The sequence below is a fragment of the Thermococcus sp. ES12 genome, from assembly GCF_012027515.1.
In the GTDB taxonomy this organism is placed as follows: Archaea; Methanobacteriota_B; Thermococci; order Thermococcales; family Thermococcaceae; genus Thermococcus; species Thermococcus barossii.
Genome location: NZ_SNUP01000001.1, coordinates 127244 through 145526 on the forward strand (window position 1 = coordinate 127244; position 18283 = coordinate 145526).

11 protein-coding genes are annotated in these 18283 nt (G+C 53.9%); 8 read left to right on the plus strand and 3 right to left on the minus strand.

Going from position 1 to position 18283, the window contains the following annotated elements; genetic code table 11:
- Window positions 1-132: 132 nt before the first annotated feature.
- On the minus strand, window positions 133-2592 hold the full coding sequence (locus tag E3E37_RS00750; RefSeq protein ID WP_167714417.1) for a glycosyltransferase family 39 protein: 2460 nt from the start codon (window positions 2590-2592) through the stop codon (window positions 133-135).
- Between the two features lie 91 nt (window positions 2593-2683).
- Here E3E37_RS00750 and E3E37_RS00755 point away from each other — a divergent pair, with 91 nt between their 5' ends.
- The 5 genes from E3E37_RS00755 (at window position 2684) to cdr (ending at window position 12454) form a co-directional block, all read left to right on the plus strand.
- The gene (locus tag E3E37_RS00755) at window positions 2684-3697 is read left to right on the plus strand and encodes a hypothetical protein (RefSeq protein ID WP_206203988.1); all 1014 of its coding nucleotides are present in this window, start codon (window positions 2684-2686) and stop codon (window positions 3695-3697) included.
- 142 nt (window positions 3698-3839) lie between these two features.
- The gene (locus E3E37_RS00760) at window positions 3840-9485 is read left to right on the plus strand and encodes a S8 family serine peptidase (RefSeq protein ID WP_240921878.1); all 5646 of its coding nucleotides are present in this window, start codon (window positions 3840-3842) and stop codon (window positions 9483-9485) included.
- Between the two features lie 72 nt (window positions 9486-9557).
- Window positions 9558-9857, plus strand: coding sequence for a DUF424 domain-containing protein (locus E3E37_RS00765; protein ID WP_088864162.1), 300 nt, complete (start codon window positions 9558-9560; stop codon window positions 9855-9857).
- A 44-nt stretch (window positions 9858-9901) separates the two neighbouring features.
- A complete protein-coding gene (locus tag E3E37_RS00770) occupies window positions 9902-11068 on the plus strand; it encodes a 60S ribosomal export protein NMD3 (RefSeq protein ID WP_167715210.1) in 1167 nt (388 codons plus the stop codon).
- A 60-nt stretch (window positions 11069-11128) separates the two neighbouring features.
- Window positions 11129-12454, plus strand: a complete 1326-nt coding sequence (gene cdr, locus E3E37_RS00775; protein WP_167715212.1) for a CoA-disulfide reductase — start codon at window positions 11129-11131, stop codon at window positions 12452-12454.
- A 4-nt stretch (window positions 12455-12458) separates the two neighbouring features.
- On the opposite strand, the gene E3E37_RS00780 is transcribed toward cdr, so the two are convergent.
- Both E3E37_RS00780 and E3E37_RS00785 read right to left on the minus strand, forming a co-directional pair.
- Window positions 12459-13703 carry an MFS transporter gene (locus tag E3E37_RS00780; RefSeq protein ID WP_167715214.1) on the minus strand — a complete coding sequence of 415 codons (1245 nt, stop codon included), beginning with the start codon at window positions 13701-13703 and terminating at the stop codon, window positions 12459-12461.
- A gap of 118 nt (window positions 13704-13821) precedes the next feature.
- Window positions 13822-14562 (minus strand): Rossmann-like domain-containing protein, encoded by a 741-nt coding sequence (locus E3E37_RS00785; protein WP_167714419.1) that lies wholly within the window; start codon window positions 14560-14562, stop codon window positions 13822-13824.
- Between the two features lie 141 nt (window positions 14563-14703).
- Between E3E37_RS00785 and E3E37_RS00790 the strand changes: the two genes are divergently transcribed.
- The 3 genes from E3E37_RS00790 to E3E37_RS00800 are packed head-to-tail and all read left to right on the plus strand — an operon-like array spanning window position 14704 to window position 18267.
- Window positions 14704-15654, plus strand: coding sequence for a radical SAM protein (locus E3E37_RS00790; RefSeq protein WP_167714420.1), 951 nt, complete (start codon window positions 14704-14706; stop codon window positions 15652-15654).
- A 32-nt stretch (window positions 15655-15686) separates the two neighbouring features.
- On the plus strand, window positions 15687-17132 hold the full coding sequence (locus E3E37_RS00795) for a potassium channel family protein (protein WP_167714421.1): 1446 nt from the start codon (window positions 15687-15689) through the stop codon (window positions 17130-17132).
- Window positions 17133-17136: 4 nt separating this feature from the next.
- The gene (locus tag E3E37_RS00800) at window positions 17137-18267 is read left to right on the plus strand and encodes an ATP-NAD kinase family protein (protein WP_167714422.1); all 1131 of its coding nucleotides are present in this window, start codon (window positions 17137-17139) and stop codon (window positions 18265-18267) included.
- Window positions 18268-18283: the final 16 nt, after the last annotated feature.

Genomic DNA, 18283 nt, shown 5'->3' on the forward strand with positions numbered 1-18283 from the left:
ATAAGCCCAAGTCCCAAACAGGTGATGAGTTTGTCACACTTTCAACCACCGACCTGGAAGGACCGAAGTGTGCCCTATAGTATGGTGCTGTATGTATCTTTCGGTAATAAGGAATGGCTCAAGAATAAAAAATCAACTGAACTCAAGGAGGGGATGGAGGCGAAGCAGCTCGTTTAATATTTCTACCGCCCTGTCGCGGCCGTAAGCGTAACCGAAGTAGCGGTACATAGTGAGGACTGCATCGAGGGGGTGGACTTCCCTGTTGGGGTTGAACGTCTCCTCAATGAACCTGAGCGTCCTCTCCTCTGCATCCGAGAGCCCTGCAACGTGGTAGATGTAGACCATCTGGGCGTAGGTTGCCCTGGAATAGGCGTATTCGTACTTCTCGGCCTTGAGCTTTCCGCTATCCTCCTGTTCTCCCGTCATCCACTGGGCGGCCTTTTTAACTGAGTCAAGAGCGCTCTCGTTGCCCGTAAGCTGATAGTACCTCGCGAGGCTCGAAGCGACCGCTATGGTGGTGCCGAGATTGTCGTTCCAGCTTCCGTCTCCCTTCTGCTCTTTCAGCAGCTGGCCAACTATGTTCTTCTCAGTCGTGGAATTCAAAATGCCAAGCTCCTTGTAAATGGGCAGCATGAGGGCATTCGTCACCATTCCCCCGCGAGAATCCTTGGGGGTCGTCATGAAATAGTCCTCCCGTTCTCTGCTCTCCAGCAGACTGAGAGATTTCTCCTTTCCATCGAAGTTAATATCCTTCAGGGGTTCGAGTGTGTATGCGGTGTACAGGGTAAAGTCGTTGGGTGGAATGCCCCAGGGGAACGCTCCGTTTTTCATCTGCTTGTATGAGAGCCAGCGGAGGAGCCAGTCAACCCTTGACTTGAAGTCCTCATCCCCTGTTCTCTGGTAGAGGCGCGAGTACAGGTCGACCATCCACGCGTTGAGGTTGAAGTACGCCTTGTACCTGCTGTCGAAGTCGGCGTAGTTGTATCCGGTCCAGAACTTCTCCAGGAAGTTCACCAGCGGGGAGTAGTTGCCGGTGTAGTTCACGGGAAACGGCTGTTCCATCTTCAGCGTTGGCTCCGGAATGAAGCGGTATATCACCGATCCGCCGTTGCAGAACTCCAGCTTGAAGTGGGTGTCGTAGGGGGCGTACTCCATAAGCCCGTAACGGATGAAACCGTAGGAATAGCGCTTCCTATCGACGAAGATGTAGCTCACGTTGTATTTTTTCATGAGGTAGTACGCCCATTTCCTCTGGTTTGAGCTGAACATGACGACGTGGTCGAAATACGCCTGGGTGGCCTCCTGAACTGTTGGTGCCTCCCCGAAAAAGCCCTGATAGACCTTCTTCCATATGACGACGTCCTTTCTCTTCGTGTTGCCTATCAGCAGGTACCCCATGTCCCACCAGACGAGTATTGTAGCATTCTCCGGTGTGTTCTGGGCTATCCACTCGTAGGCTTCCTTGTCGCTCACAGTCGGCGCTTCGATGTACTTGTAAGCCCCGTAAACACCCTGGGCGAGGGGAGAGACAAGTATTAACAGAACCACTAAGGATGCGAGCCACTTCTTCCTTGATACACTCTGTATCCACTCCGCACCGAAGCCTCTGACACCATCGAATGCCTTCCTAAGTGCAGGACCTATCACTGGAAAAGCCACATCAATTAGGTATTCAGCTGCCATTGCGGAGAGCGGTATGGCCGCATAGGGGTCACGGAAGCGGAAAGAGACTCCCCCGGCGAATATGAAGGCCCAAGCCCACAGAACGAAGCCACGCCTTATGCTGTCCCGCCTGAAGTAGTATGGACTTGCTATCGCTCCGAAAACTAGTTGAACGACGCCTATCCACTTGAAGTATCCAAGGAAGCTAACCTCGCTCCGCTGGAGCCTGAGGGCAAGCTCACCCAGAGTGGAGTGGATAAACGAGACCTGAGTGTACGCAATGAGAGCAATCACTGCGAGAGCCACGAAGTAATGGAGGTGTCTCTTTATGAAACCCCACCAGTACGAAACGAGCACGATGAGTGAAGCAAGGGCAAAGAATATCCACCCCCTGTGGGTTACCATATACAGGGCGAAGACGAGTGCCAGCGGGATTAGGTCTTTAAGTCTCTTCGATTTGAGGAACCTTATTCCAAAGAGCATGCTGAGGGAAAAGAAGAACAGCCCGAGGTTTTCAGGTATGTACAGGCTCGTCCGGTAGATGAAGTTCGGGGCGAACGCCAGAAGGGTCGTAGCCAGGAGTGCGCGCTTTCTATCCCCCATGAGTTCCTTGAAGGCCAGATAGAAGCCAAAAACGGCCAGAGTGCCGTAGATTGCAGGAAGGATGAAGAAGAGATAATCGGAGGGAAAGATCCTGTAGAACGCGGCACCGATTATATGGAACAGAGGGGGATAGCTGTACGCCCGAAGGCCGAGCAGGGAAGGGATATCCTTGGATATGGAATCCAGACCGTAGTGGACGATCCTCAGGGTTATATCCTTGTGAAGGTATTCGTCGTAGGTGGCGAGCAGGAGCGTCCTGTGAGGTATTAGCCTGAGGATGAAGGAGGCGATGAGAAGCAGCGGGAGGTAGAGGCTCTCCTTTTTCATTCCGCGACACCCCTCAAGTTTTTAAGTCCTTTTCTTAACATTAATTGGTGGTAAAGTGAGGGGGTTAAAAATCTTTAGCCTTGCCTTCTTTTTGTACCTCGCCCTTTCACTGTACGCTAACTATTTTGACGGGGACTTGCGGGAGATAATATACTCGCGAGGCTTTGAGCCATCGATGCTCCTTCTGGGGACGGTTTATGCCCTCGCGTTCTTTTCTGTGTTTGCCCTGGGATACGCTTCCCGAATAAAACTCAGCCCTGCTTTCCTGGCGGCGCTTTTCCTGGTGCTCTCCTTTCACGACTCCCCCGTGATTCCAATTCTGGCTGTGCTGGTTGTGATAGCCTACAAGCTCCGGATAAATCTCTTTCGCCTGTTCCCCCATATATCCCTTCTCGTTGCCCTCCTGATTCCGCTCAGCCTCTACATTGTGATTGGGGTTCCGTTCTTTGAACGTTCCCTTAGGTACGAGCTCGTCGGCCCCTTGGTTCTGGCGGCAATCCTGGCCGTCATCGGGATGGCTTATTCAAAGGTTTCCCTTCAATGGAAAACCCTTCTGGTGGCGGTTTATTCCATCGTGTTCTTCTTTGGCACGTTTCGCTCCCTGGTTCTTCTGGTGTACCTCTCCTACTTCCTGATTGTCTACTTTGATTATCCTCACTTCAGGAGATGGCTGCTCGCACTCAGCGCGGTTCCCCTTCTCCTAGTACTCGGCATGAGTGGGGGCTTAAACGCCCTTCTCGTCAGGATAGGGTTCACTTTCCTGGTTTTCCATAACTTGGTTCGTCTTTCGCTACCCTGGGGCTTTTTTCACGGTGCATTGCTCTTCAGTGATAATCCCCGCCACTTGGTGGCTTCCATGTTCGGAGCATCTACAAACTACACTTACTTCTTTTTCGGTCAGCCCATAGCGGATTTTGGCATCCTTGGAGCCTTGGAGGCATTTCTGCTTGGAGTGCTCCTCTACAACAGTGAACGTAGCAGGGAAAGCTTTGTGGTTGTGCTATCTTTAATGCTGTACTCCCTTGATCCTGGGGTGGATGCGTTCGTGATGTTATTCATCGTGGGAACTTTGCTATTCTTTTCTTCCGAGTCGAATGCAACATAAAGAAAGGTCACTAATGTCATGAAATAACCATCCAAGTTGTAATGTGGCCGCTATAGTTGGTTATACATCTATGTGGTGCGAAACGTTTATATCGGTGCTCTATCCACAGTATAGGTGAACATTACAACCTGGAGGTGTCAGGATGAATAGGAAGGCTTTGAGTCTTTTGATTGTGGTGGTAATGCTGTTGGCAGTAGTTCCAGGGGCATATTCTGGAGTTGCAGCGACCAATAACTCCAATCAAGAGATAGTGGCAAGTCTCCAGAAGGTTCCAGTAAGTTCAGGAAAGAATTCTGAGCACCAGCTCTCTCCTCTGGAGAAGATTGAGCCTAAATTGCTCGACATCCTTAAGGGAGTTGATTCTCAAGGAGTTGTGGAGATTGATGGCAAGAGATGGGTCATGATTCATATCTCTTCTGCTAAGGACATATCGACATCTCTTAGAGGCATCAAGATTCTGGGCAAAACCAGGATAATGGGCGATACTATTTACCTGGCGTTGATACCAGCACAGAAGGATAGCATCAACACGCTCATAAAAATCGCCTCGATACCTGAGGTCAAAGACATAACCAGAAGCTCACCCTTTGAGCCCATTGAAGTCAAAAAAGACCCAGAAGAAAAGATTCAATCAATGCCACTTCCGCATTCAAAGTTTGCTGAGAGAGTGAAAAACTGGAAACCCAAAGTGGAATCCCTGGATGGGAAGAAAATCGTCTCTGTTCACGAGCTTGTTAGCGGTGAGCTGAAGGAACTCCAGAAAAACAGCCCAGCAGTCAACGGAATGGCCACTATCGCAACCCCCAGGAGGTCCTTGGCAGTTGAACCCGGTCCGGATGACATTTTTGCAGTCTACCACCATGGCTCTTACATGACTTGGCTCGATCTAAATGTTACAGGAGAGGGGGTCAATGTGGCTATAATCGACAGTGGTGTTGACTTTGGTAACCCTGACCTTCAGGATGCCTATGCGGTTGACAACAACCAGAATTCTCCGTACTACGGGTGGCCAATAGCCTTTGATGGAAATTCCATGATATACTATCTAGTGTTGGGAGCAACGTTTGCGGACGCTTATTCTTACAGGGGATATCTGTATTCCTGGTACACCCCAACCATCGTCAACGTCACACCCTACATTGTTCCGGGATACTTTAGCATCGGATACAAGGGTAATTTCACCACGGTATTCACCAGTATGAGCCTCGCTAACATACCCAGCGATAGTGAGAGGGCACAGCTAATATACAACACTCTCCAGTGGGTAGGGAACGTTAGCAATGTCCTTTTGGTAGATGACGATGGTGGTGACGTACTCGAGACGTTCTATGAGACCGCCTTAGACGCCCTTGGAGTTAACTACACGTACTATGAAGTTCCCAGTGAAACTGCAAACGGTCCCAACTCAACGGTTCTGAGTGCCTATGACATGGTTATCTGGTTCACGGGAGGTGCATGGGAATACGTTCTTACAGACTCAGATGTTGGCAACCTTACATCGTACCTCGATGCCGGAGGAAAGCTTTGGCTCATAAGCGATGACTACCTGTACGATGGAGGCCTTGACAACACCACCGTTCAGTATGAGTTTACCACCAACTACCTCCACGTTAACGTCAGTAGAGTCATGGAAGACTTCCCGGTTCCGACGGTACTATACGACTATGCCAACGGCGTGTACCATGGTGGAGAGGTCTACTGGGGATTGTATGAGAGCCCCACGGACATGTACGCTGACTACATATATCCCGATGCGGAGGCTGTTCCTCTGCTTGTTGGATACACTGCCTACGCGTATGATACATTCCTTGGAGGAATTTACATAGACATTAAACTGCCTCTAAACGATGACCTGAGCGTGCCCACCACCAGCGGGATCATGAAACTTGGTCTCCATCCAGATCTTGCCCTCTGGGGAGGCTGGTATGGCGGATTTGTACTGGTAACTGATCCCAACGACAATGCTAAATATGACACAGTGTACGCTGACATAGCCCCCGCTACGGTTGTTGACTTCAACAAGGATTCCGGACATACCAAAGACAACCCTGTGATACAGCTTGACTTCTGGAACACCTTCAACGGCTGGTTCGGACAGGATGGCTACGCCGATCTGTCGGGAGGTATGATTTATTACATCGCCGACGGAAAGACGCCCATACCGTACTCTGACAAAGTTGCCAAGAGATGGGGACTCCCCTTAAGGATACCTGCCAATGGTGAGCTCGTTGCCTTTATGATAGGCAACACCTACACTGCCGGTGGAGACCACGGAACCTTGTGTGCCGCTGCCGTTGGTGCGAGGGGCAGAACGTTCTTCGGCCTTACCTTCGGAAACGCCATCGATGCAAAGATAATTGCTGAGGGCTCAATGTATCAGGGAGGCAGTTGGATTGACTACGTATACTTTGCTGTGGAAGGCTACGATGGAAAACCAGGAACCGGGGACGAGGCCCAGATAGTCAGCAATAGCTATGGGGCGTCTTCTATAATAAACAAGGGTTACACTTGGGCCGACAGGTTCCTGTACTACATAACCAGCATCTACTCCCCAACAACAACGTTCTTCTTCGCGGCTGGGAATGGAGGTCCCGGCTATGGAACGGTTACTAGTGAAGGCTCCTCCCCATTCGTCGTTACGGTTGGTGCAGCTATTGAGTGGGGATACAGGGGACTCTTCGGATACGATGATGGGCCCTGGCAACAGTTCGATGCAAACTATGGCGATGCCGCTGACTTCTCCAACAAGGGTCCCAACGCCCTCGGACAGCCTGATCCCGACGTCCTTGCAGTGGGTGAGTTTGCCCTTGGAAGCGTGGCTTTGAACTCGGTGGGGGATGGGTTCTGGGCCAGTGACCTCTGGTCAGGAACAAGCCTGGCCACCCCAATGGCATCTGGAATTGCGGCTCTCGTTTACCAGGCTTATTATGAGAAGCACGGTAGATGGCCCACCTCCCAGGAGGTCAAGGAGATACTCATGAGCACAGCCAAGAACGTCAACCATGACGTCTTCACTCAGGGAGCTGGATTCCTTGACGCTTACAGCGCCGTTGAGGCTGCGAAGAACATAGACGGCATAGTGGTCTCGCCGAGCGAATGGGCTGCGGGCAAGACCGACTATAAGGGCTTTGCAAATGTGCTCTATCCCGGAGAGAGTGACTCTCAGACATTCATAGTTCGGAACATGAATCCGGAGAGTGCCAAGGAAGTCAACGTCTCCGCAGAGGTGTTCCAGAAGATTGACGAGGTTGAGCTCGATGTCGTGGGCAACTCATGGGCATACTACAGAATAGACCAGTTTATCCCAGAGGATGCCGACCTCATGAAGGTGACCCTGTACACCTCCTATGATAACTTCGACAACAACAGTGACTATTCCCCGGATGCCTATCCGTGGTTCAGGATCTGGGACGTTACCTTCGTTAATGGCAACGCCACCACTAACTTGCTCCAGCAGGCATCGAAGGAGGGTGACGTGGTTTCCGTCATGCTCGGCAATCCGAACGAGAAGTACCATGACATGATGCTCATCCAGATCAGAGACATCTGGAGGTTCTATGGAAAGACCAGCACATACCCTGCCAAGGTAAAACTTGAGTTCTACAAGAGGGTTCCGTGGGAATGGGTGACCCTTGACAAGGATACCCTTACAGTGGGGGCTAATGGAAAGGCCCAGTTTACCGCCAAGATCTCCGTTCCGAGCAACGCTACATACGGTGTTTATGAGGGCGCAATTTACCTCAAGTACGATGGTAAGGAGACCACCATCCCAGTCAGCGTTGTTGTTGCCTCTCCAACACCTGAATTCGAGTTTGGCGGTAATAACGTGTCCAGTGGTCTCTATGACAATGGCAATGTCTACGGTTACTTCGACTGGGGATGGAGGTACGAGAGCGGCGACTGGAGGTTGTTCTATTTCAACGTCCCGAAGGCAAAAGAGGGTAGTTATGTGCTCGCAGACGTTTCGTGGGACGGCACTATAACCGACATAAACCTGCATCTCCTTGGTCCAAGCGTTGACGAGTGGAGCATGAAGTACCCGGACGTGATGGGGCAGTACTCACTGAAGGAAATTGGTAGGAGTGACGATGGATATGTCGGTGGAGGACTGTTTGTTTACCAGACCTCCAGTGGTGCCAACGAGGAACTAATAGCTGGTAAAGCCTCCGCTGGAATGCACGCACTCTGGCTTCACAACGTCCTCTTTGATGGAAATGCCAGCTATAGGACGTTCTATGGCCATGTAGGGATGGCTAGGATCTACCCAGAGAAATGGCTGGAAGTCCTTGGTCCAAAGACCGGTGAGAAGACTTTCACAGTCGAATTGCCAGAATGGGCTGGCGACCTCTCGGTTATTGCTACAGGCTTCAGTACGCCGATTATGTATGAGGATGTCATAGCACCACCGACCGGTGACTCCGACTACTACACCGTCAATGTGACAACTTCTCCATTCCTCGATGTGCAGCTTACCAGCATTTGGGACGATCTCGCAGGAGTTGACCTCGATCTGTATGTATACTACAATGCAAGCGGTACTCTAGTTGAGGTAGGAAGCTCCCTTACCTCCAGCTCCGATGAACATGTCTCAATAAACTTCCCGTATCCTGGCCAGTACATTATAGAGGTCTACTCATACAACAACCCGGCACCTGGAGATGCTACCTACGACCTTACAATAACGACAGTCGAAGGAAATGAGCTCCAGGTTAGTGATATAAGGGAGACCTCCACAGGATACCTGATTGACATGGCATACAACTTGAGTGACGAGCACCTCAATGCCACGACTCCATTAAACGGATTGATCCTCATAGGCACTAACAAGAACCCGGTCCTCTTCCGTATACCTGTGACAATAACCCCTGCACCCTATGACGTCAAGATATCAAGTGTTACGACTACGGGAGTACCGGATAAGGGCGGCGAATACAACATAACTGCGTACATAACAAATATCGGAGAGTACAATGCCACAAATGTCCAGGTAAAGTTATTCAGGGATGGCCTTCCAACAGACGTTCAGCTTACCATCCCACTCCTTCAGCCCAACGAGGTCTACAAGGCTACCTTCAGCATTCCAGTGGGGGATGCGGTTGGCCACTCATACAAGGTAGTTGTATCAGCACCAAACGACCTTAACCCAGACAACAACGAGAAGATGGTCTATGCCATGGCCGTGGATGAGAACAACGTACCGTGGACGTATGCAATAGGGGAGAGCATTGGTAGAGCAAAGATAACCAAGGCCACTGCAGCCGGCAGAAGGATTTACTATCTGACCATTGATGGCGACCATGGCACCAAGACAACCGTGTTGCTTAAGCTTCCGCAGGATACAACTTATTATAACGTCAGAATACAGGGCGCCACGCTCCTCGACGTCACTTCAAGAAAGGTCGCCGATGGCATGTTACTCTACATAACGCTGAGGCTCAATTCACCTGGTACTGTAAGGGTTGAGTTCAGAACTCAGTCAGACTACACCAGAATCTCAACTATGAACTACGTCTGGTACATGCTCTACTGGAGGTACGACCAGAAGTTCGACCCGCTCTACCAGAAGGCAGTCGAGCTCGGCGTTGACAACGAGACCCTCAGCCTTGCCATGGAGCACAAGAAGCTGGCGGATCAGTATTATGAAGAGGCCGAGAAGTACCTCACCCCCGGCAGGGAGGTTCTTGCAATAGCAGGGCTGCCGTATATCCGCAAGGCCTACGTACACATTAGAGAGGCGTACAGCATCCTGGAGGAAGCCATTCGCGAGCTTGAGGGCACAGAGGGCTGATGCCCTCTCTTTTCTCTTGATTTTTCCCAACACTTTTAAACTGTCGGGCGTTTCTTCATTCGGTGTCGCTTCATGATATACGTCAAGGTTTACAGGGTTCAGGGAGAGGTACTCCTGGCGGCATGCGACGAGGAGCTACTCGGGAAGACCTTCAGAGAGGGCGAACTCAAACTGGAGGTGAAGGAGCGCTTCTACAAGGGAGAGCTTGTGGAAGAAGACGCTCTCGGCCCCTTGCTCGAAGAGGCAACGATAGCAAACCTGACCGGGGAACGGTGTGTGTCCAAGGCTGTTGAACTGGGCTACGTTGATGAGGAGCGCATCCTGAGGATTGAAGGTATTCCTCACGCCCAGATGGCAAAGCTCTTTCTGTGATTAGATTTTTAAACTCCCTTCCTCACCTCTCCCCGGTGGGAGAGATGAGTGAGAGGTTCTGTTACAGATGCGGGATAAGCGAGAGGGAGGGAGGACCGCTCATAGAGGGCCTTTGCCAGGTCTGCTACCGGAAGGAGAATCCCGTTCTGATAATTGAAGATGAGATAAACACCGAACTCTGTCAGAACTGCGGAAGTTACAAGCGCAGGGGGGTGTGGGTTGACCCGAGGAGCTATGACTTGGAGGAGCTGATATTTGAGGTCGCTGATAACGCCCTGCTTGAGACCATCGAAGACTCACTGGACGAGAGGGTGAGGGAGTTCGGGGTGGTCCCCATCGAGGAACTTGATGGGATTGCCGAGCTCCCGGTTGGAAAGGCCCTCGTTGCTTTCCGGCCCGTTGACTGGCACATAGAGTACTTCCCCGCGATAATCACGTACGAGGTGAGGGTTAAGGCCCGGATACACGAGCTCCAGAGGGAGCTCCACGACGAGATCAAGACCGTCACCGTCTACGTTCGCCAAACAGTCTGCCCGCGCTGTTCAAAGTTCCTGGGAGGCTACTTCGAGGCGATACTCCAGGTTCGCGCCGAGGGCAGGCCCCTGACGGAGGAGGAGAGGAAGGCCATTGGAAAGCTCGTTGAGGAGAAGGTGGACGAGATAATGCGCAGGGACAGGATGGGCTTCATCCAGGACACGATAGAGAAGGAGGAAGGGCTGGACTTCTACATGGGCTCGACGTCGAGTGCCAGGAAGCTCGCCCAGGCCATACGGGAGCGCTTCGGTGGGACGATAAGCGAGGCCTACGAGCTGGTGGGGGTGGACAGGCAGACGAGCAGGGAAGTTTACCGCACAAGCGTGAGCGTTAGAATCCCGAAGTTCCAGAGGGGTGACCTGGTAACGGACAGGCACGGAAACGTCTATGAGGTCGAGAGGGTCGACGGGAAAGGCATGAGCATGAGGAACCTTGAGAGCAGGGAGAGCGAGCACCTCGACTGGAAGACCGTTAGGCGGGAGGGAATAGAGGTTGTCGAGGGTGAGGAAAGCGAGGCGATGGTGACGAGCATAACTCCGAGTGAAGTCCAGCTCATGGATATGGAAACATACGAGACCTATGAACTTGAAAGGCCTTCCATGGAGCTCAAAGAGGGCGAGGTCTACCGCCTGGTGGAGGTCAAGGGCAGGAAGTACTTCCTTAACCGAAAGGGGTGACACGTTTCTGTCCCACCAATCTTTTTAACCTTAGGTTTTGAACCTTTCCTGGTGATGCTCATGAGGAAGACCGTGGTTGTTATCGGTGGTGGAGCGGCCGGAATGAGTGCTGCCTCTCGCGTTAAGAGGCTCAAACCTGAGTGGGACGTCAAGGTCTTCGAGGCAACGGAGTGGGTCAGCCACGCCCCGTGCGGGGTGCCTTACGTTGTTGAGGGCATCTCGCCGAAGGAGAAGCTCATGCACTACCCACCGGAGGTCTTCATCAAGAAGAGGGGCATAGACCTCCATATGAGGGCGGAGGTTGTTGAGGTTGCCCAGGGAGAGGTTCGGGTAAGGGAGCCCAACGGAGAGCACACCTACGGGTGGGACTACCTGGTCTTTGCCAACGGTGCATCCCCCAGGGTTCCGGCGGTTGATGGGATAGACCTCAAAGGAGTCTTTACAGCCGACCTTCCTCCCGATGCGGTCGCTATAAGGGAGTATATGGAGAAGAACAGGGTAGAGGACGTTGTTATAATCGGAGGCGGCTACATAGGCGTTGAGATGGCCGAGGCCTTCGCAGCTCAGGGAAAGAACGTCACCCTCATAGAGCGAAACGAGAGGGTCATGTCCAAGGCCTTTGACAGGGAGGTCACCGATGTTCTTGAGGAAGAGATGCGGAAGAGGATAAACCTGAGGACACAGGAGATAATCCTGCGCATCGAGGGGAAGGAGAGGGTCGAGGGAGTTATTACCGATGCCGGCGAGTACAGGGCCGACATCGTCATCCTGGCGACAGGGATTAGGCCCAACGTTGAGCTGGCCAGGGAGCTTGGCGTGAGGATGGGCGAAACTGGCGCCATATGGACGAACGAGAGGATGCAGACGAGCGTCGAGAACGTCTATGCCGCCGGCGATGTTGCCGAGACGAAGCACCTCATAACCGGAAGGCGCGTCTGGATTCCCCTTGCTCCAGCTGGAAACAAGATGGGTTACGTTGCAGGAAGCAACATAGCTGGAAAGGATATACACTTCCCCGGCGTTCTCGGAACAAGCGTGACCAAGTTCTTCGACGTTGAGATAGGCAAGACCGGTCTGACCGAGGCCGAGGCCATAAGGGAGGGTTACGACGTTAGAGCAGCCTTCATAAAAGCCGGCACGAGACCGCACTACTATCCTGGAGCAAGGCCGATATGGCTGAAGGGAGTGGTTGACAACGAGACCAACAGGCTCCTCGGCGTCCAGGCGGTCGGTGCAGAGATACTGCCGAGGATAGACACCGCCGCGGCGATGCTGACGGCAGGCTTCACGACCAGGGATGCATTCTTCACAGACCTGGCCTACGCACCGCCGTTCGCCCCCGTCTGGGACCCGCTCATAGTCCTTGCCAGGGTTCTCAAGTTCTGAGCCTTTACCTTTTTAGGAGGGCAAGGCTTCCCCCGATGAGGACCAGCCCGAGGCCAAACGTGGCGGTGAACCCCGCGGAGGATATGAGCGCCCCGCCGATGGCGCTGCCCGCGATGTATCCCGCCGAGCTGACGACGTTGTAGGTTCCCATTGCACTGCCCTTCTCCTTTTCTCCAGCCTTTTCGCCCACTATTGCGGTCGATGAAACGCCGATGAATGCCCACGAATAACCCGCCAAGATGTACGAGGCGAAAGCCAGGGGAATCAGCACCGGGGAGAGTACCATACCCAACACAATCGTAGCGAATGCCCCTGCGCGGAGGAGCAGTCCCCTTCTCAGAACCCTCTCCTTACCTCCACCCATCGCTGCCCCGACGCGGGTGTAGTTTATAGCCGAGACTGCCGAGTTGGCTATGAGCGCCAGGTAAACAACCTCCCTTGTGTAGCCCTCACTCGTGAGGAGCACGGGTATCTGGGGGAAGTAGAGGCCCGCCGCTATCCAGAAGAGCAGGAATGCCGCGTAGAACCTCTCAAGTCCCTCTGGAAGGCTGAAGCTGGTGTGCAGTATAAAGCTGGGGAAGTAGCGCGCCTTCTCGACGACGTAGTTGCCGAACGCTCTGATGGCCCGCCGGTTGATGTATATCGGGGCCTCCCGTATCATCCTCTCCCCCATAACGACCGATGGAATGCCAAGGATTGCAAATGCTATGAACAGCTGGGGTATGCTCAGAAATCTCGACAGGCCGAAGCCGAGAACCAGCCCAAGGACCCATCCCCAGCCGCTTATCTCGTTGAACTTGCCTATGGCATGGTCCCAGCTGTGCTTTCTAACGCTCCTAAGCACGAGGGCTATGGGGACAGATAGCGTTGATGCCAGGAAAAATGCGTACGCGGTGTTTACAGCAATCAGCTGAGCCGGGGTTTTCACGAAGGCCATCGCGGAGAGGAACACAGGAACGCTGGCGAAGCCGAGAAGGATGAAGGGCTTTCTCCTGAGCGTCCTGTCGCTGAGCCTGCCCCAGAACAGCGCGCCGAGCATCGAGGCCAAGCTTGCGAGGGCGAAGGTCAGTCCAACTGTTGAGGCGTTTCCTCCGAGCTCCAGGAGGTAGAGGCTCACCAGGGCGGAGCTACCCCCGGTGGCCACCTTGAACGGCACGAAGGAATAAAACCACCGGGGAATCTTGGGGATGTAGCGGTAGCGATTTGCGACCGATGCGTTCCTCACCGCGATGGCTACCCTCTGACTCATTTTTCTCACCTTGAGGCCTCCGGGAGGCGGGTTTGGTTTAAAAAGGTTCGTGACACTGGTGGTACTCCAATGCCCTGAAATGTTCATTTTCTGGCTCAGAAAAGGGAGAAAGGAGGCGCTATACCTCCAGGACGTATTTCAGGCTCTCATCGGAGAAGCCCCTGAAGCGGCCGAGCTTCAGATTGAATATCGCCCTTTCAATGTTCTTGACCTTCATCGAGGCCAGGTGGGTCACCCCGCTGCCCCTGAGGAACTCGGGGAGAACCTGTCCCGTAGGGCCGGTTAGGAGGAAAATCCTGGCGTTCTTCGCCCTGTCCAGGAGCATGTCAAGGGTTCCGTTTATCATGCACGATGCGCTCGCAAGCACCGCGTCCATCTCCGGCAGAAGCCAGTACTCCAGGGAGTCGCTCAGCGTCTCCCTGTCCCAGAGCTTCGGGTTTCTCTCGAAGACGTAGAGCTCCAGCCCCTTCTCCCGCAGGGCACTAACTATCGGTGGCATGTTACCTATCACGGCTACCTTTTCGACGTTATCATCGAGGAGCTCCACGGCGTCTATCCATTTCGCGCTGCTCAGGTCGATGTAGTACTGGGAAACCGCGTTTATCGCCGCCAGAGCGAGGGACCTCTCGATGATGTTGAGGCTATCGGCCTTTTTAATGAATGCTTCCACACTCGTCTCGTCGATGGAGTTGTCGTACCTCTGTATCTCCTCTGGCAGGGTCATGGCAACCCCCAGTGCTTTCCCCCTCTCCCCTTCAACCAGCACGTAGGTGTAGGGGAGGCCGAAGGAGAAGTCCAGAACCCTGAGGTCCTCATCGATGAGCCGTAGGGCCCTTTTCTTGAGCTCAGTTAGCAGCATACGAACACCCCACTTCAAACATTTAGCGCTCCCTGTTTTGACTTCATCTCTTCTGATTTTGAACCTTCCGTTCTTGTATCTCCAAATCCCAGGCGGGCAAAACCTTATACGCTTTTAGGTTAACCTAACTCCGGTGGTGACATGATAGCCTTCGGTCCGGTTCCATCGAGAAGGCTCGGCAAGAGCCTCGGCGTGAACAACATACCCGACAAGGTCTGCAGTTACGCCTGCGTCTACTGCCAGATAGGGAGAACCCTGAGGATGGAGGTGGAGAGAAGGCCCTTCTACGAGCCAGAGTTCATATTCGAGGAGGTCTCCAAGAAGGTTGAGGAAGCCAGGATGAAGGATGAGAGGATAGACTACATCACATTCGTCCCCGACGGCGAGCCGACACTCGACTTAAACCTGTCCAGAGAGGTGGAAATGCTGAAGAGCCTTGGAATACCGCTGGCGATACTCACAAACTCCTCCCTGATATGGCGCGAGGACGTGAAGGAGGAGCTTTTTGACTTCGACTTCGTCTCCCTTAAGCTCGACGCGGTGACCGAAAGCCTCTGGCGGAGAATAGACAGGCCCCACAAGAGCCTGAGCCTGGAGAGAATCCTCGATGGCATGCTGGAATTCAGGGACGACTTCGATGGAACCATCGTCACCGAGACGATGCTGATCAACGTCGACTACGGCGATGAGCTTGAAAGGATAGCGGACTTTCTCGCGGAGCTGAAACCTGATAAGGCCTACATAGCCGTCCCCACGAGACCTCCGGCCGAGAAGTGGGTGGAACCAGCGAAGGAAGACCTCATAAATCTCGCCTACCAGCTCTTCTCCGAAAGGCTCGGAGAGGACAGAGTTGAATACCTCATCGGCTACGAGGGCAACGCCTTCGCCTCTACCGGAAATGTCGAGGAAGACCTGCTGAGCATCACCGCCGTGCACCCGATGAGGGAGGAGGCTGTGAGGGAGCTTCTAAGGAAGGCAGGGGCCGACTGGGAGACCGTGGAGAGGCTCATCCGGGAGGGGAAGCTCATCGAACTGGAGTACGGCGGGAAGCGCTTCTACATGCGCGCCCTTCCGAGCAGGAGAAAACCTTAATTATCCGGGAAACTAGTTTACCGGGGAGGGCCATGTGCGAGTACACCTACGAGAACGGCAAGAAGTGTCGCCTGAAACCTATCGAGGGTTCCGCCTACTGTCCCCTCCACATCCCCTACGACGAGGGGGAGAAGCTTCTGGGGGATGAGATAAAGAGGCTGAAGGAGGAGGCCTTCCTCAAGAGACTCAGGGCGGGTCAGACCTATTTTGAGGGCGTTTACCTCTACGACGTCAAGGTGAGCGACTTCAAAGCGGAGAAGCCGATAGTGTTCAAAAACTCCCATATTAGGACTGTACTCTTCGACGGTGTTAGCGCGCCCGGCATAACATTTCACAACTCTACCGTGGGCAGGCTGGTTGTCTTTGAGAGCGAGCTGGGGGCGTTTGCGGTCCACGGCTCCCGCATCTTCGGCCTGAACCTGCTGCGGGTCAGGTTCTCTAACTCGGTTTACATTAGGAGTTCGAGCGTTCGCTACGTCATGATAAACTCGACCGAGTACACCGGCGGTGGGGAGGGGGATGAAAGGGAGTACGGGGAGCGCAGAACAGCCACCGGAAGGATAGAGCTGAGCGACCTGGACGAAGTCCGCAGGATTGGAATAAACGTCCGCTATCCCCTCCTGAGGAAAATCCTTGAGGAACACGGTATAAAGCCATCCGAATCACGAGAGAGAGCCGTTAAGGCTACCGCCCTGGCCATTCGGGATATCAGCTTCGATCAGTCGGCACGCTTCAAGAGGCAGGTCAGGCTGAGCATAAGGCGCTTCCATGGGGGTCTTGTCCTTGAGAACCTCAACATATTCGGGCACGCCGAGATCCTCGCCAGCTGGCTCAGGAATCCCGAGTTCGTTCACACCAGGGTCATGGGGAACATAATATTCAGAAAAACCTCCTTCCATGGTGACTTTGCCTGGAATTCCACTGTTCTGCCCAACATCCCCGTGGAACTCAATGTGGAGGGCTTCGTTGAGGTTGAAGACTGTAGGTTCAACAGCCATCGGGCGGCAGAGGTTCTTTACCGCCTCGCGAGGATAAGCTGGGAGCGAAACGGGGACTTCGAAAGGGCCGACCGCTACTACTACCTGGAGATGGTGGCCAAAAGAAAATCCCGGCTGGGCGGAAGGAGGAGGGGGATTAAAAGGCTCCTCATGAGGATGGAATCGGCCTTTGAGTGGCTCTTCGCGGATCTTACCTGCAAGTACGGCACCGACTGGAAGAGGCCGATACTCATATGGCTTGCCGCGGTGAACGTCTTCTTCCCCCTGCTGTTCTTCCTGACCCGGAGCGTCGAGGGCATCTCCGGAAGCATGGGCTTCTTGGACTATGAGTACTTCAGCGTGGTAACCGCGACAACCCTCGGCTACGGCGATTACCACCCGATAGGCGTTGGAAGGGTCATAGCTTCGCTGGAGGCGCTCTTTGGAATGTTCATGTGGGCAGTCTTCCTGACGGTCTTTGCGAGGAAGTACATGAGGTGAAACCATGCGCGTTGGGTTCATAGTCAATCCCATAGCGGGGATGGGAGGCAGGGTGGCGCTGAAGGGCACCGACGGCGTTGTCGAGGAGGCCATCAGGCGCGGGGCGCGGCCCATCGCGCCCGACGTTGCGAGGCTCTTTCTCCACGAGCTGAGCAACTACGCCGAGGCCAGGGACCTTGGGTTCCTGACAGGTCCCGGTCCCCTCGGGGAGGACCTTCTGGCGGAGTTCGATTTTCCCTACGAGGTGATAAGGCACAGGGAGGTAGGCTACCGCGAAGTTCTCGGCGTCAGGGTTCCAGATACGAATAGCGACGACACGAAGGAGCTCGTGAGGAGAATGCTCGGACGTGTCGGGCTGATAGTCTTCGCCGGCGGCGACGGGACTGCGAGGGACGTTTTCACCGTCGCGGGAAAGACCGTTCCGATACTCGGCGTCCCGACCGGGGTTAAGATGTTCTCCGGAGTTTTTGCGGCATCCCCCGAGGACGCTGCCAGGCTCGTTGCCGAGTTCGTCGGTGGAAACGCCGAGCTGGTTGAGCGGGACGTCATGGATCTGGACGAGAACGCCTTCAGGCACGACGAGGTGAGGCCAAAGCACTACGGAAGGGCCCTTACCCCCTACGCCGAGCTCCTGCTCCAGGGCGCCAAGGAGCCAACGAAGACGGACGAGGCCGAGGACGTGGATGCCATAGTGGAGGCACTGGCGGAGGAGCTTGAGGACGGGATATATTTCCTCGGTGCCGGCTCGACGGTAAAGAAGCTCAAGGACCTCCTCGGGATAAACGGAACCCTCCTGGGTGTTGACATCGTTGAAATCAAGAACGGCAGGGCTAGGCTCCTCGTTAAGGACGCCGCAGAGAAAGACCTGCTGAAGTTCGCGGGAGAAAAGACCAGAATCGTCGTGACCGTGATCGGGGGCCTGGGCTTCCTTTTCGGCAGGGGAAATCAGCAGTTCTCGGCCGAGGTTCTGCGGAGGATTCCCAAGGAGAACATCATCGTCGTTGCAACGCCTTCAAAGCTCAGGAACGGCTTCATACGGGTCTACACCGGTGACAGGGAAGTGGACGAGAGGCTTCGCGGATACATCCGCGTTCGCGTCAGTCCCTGGATGGAGAGGCTTGTGAAGGTCGTTTAGGCAGGCGAACCAGAAG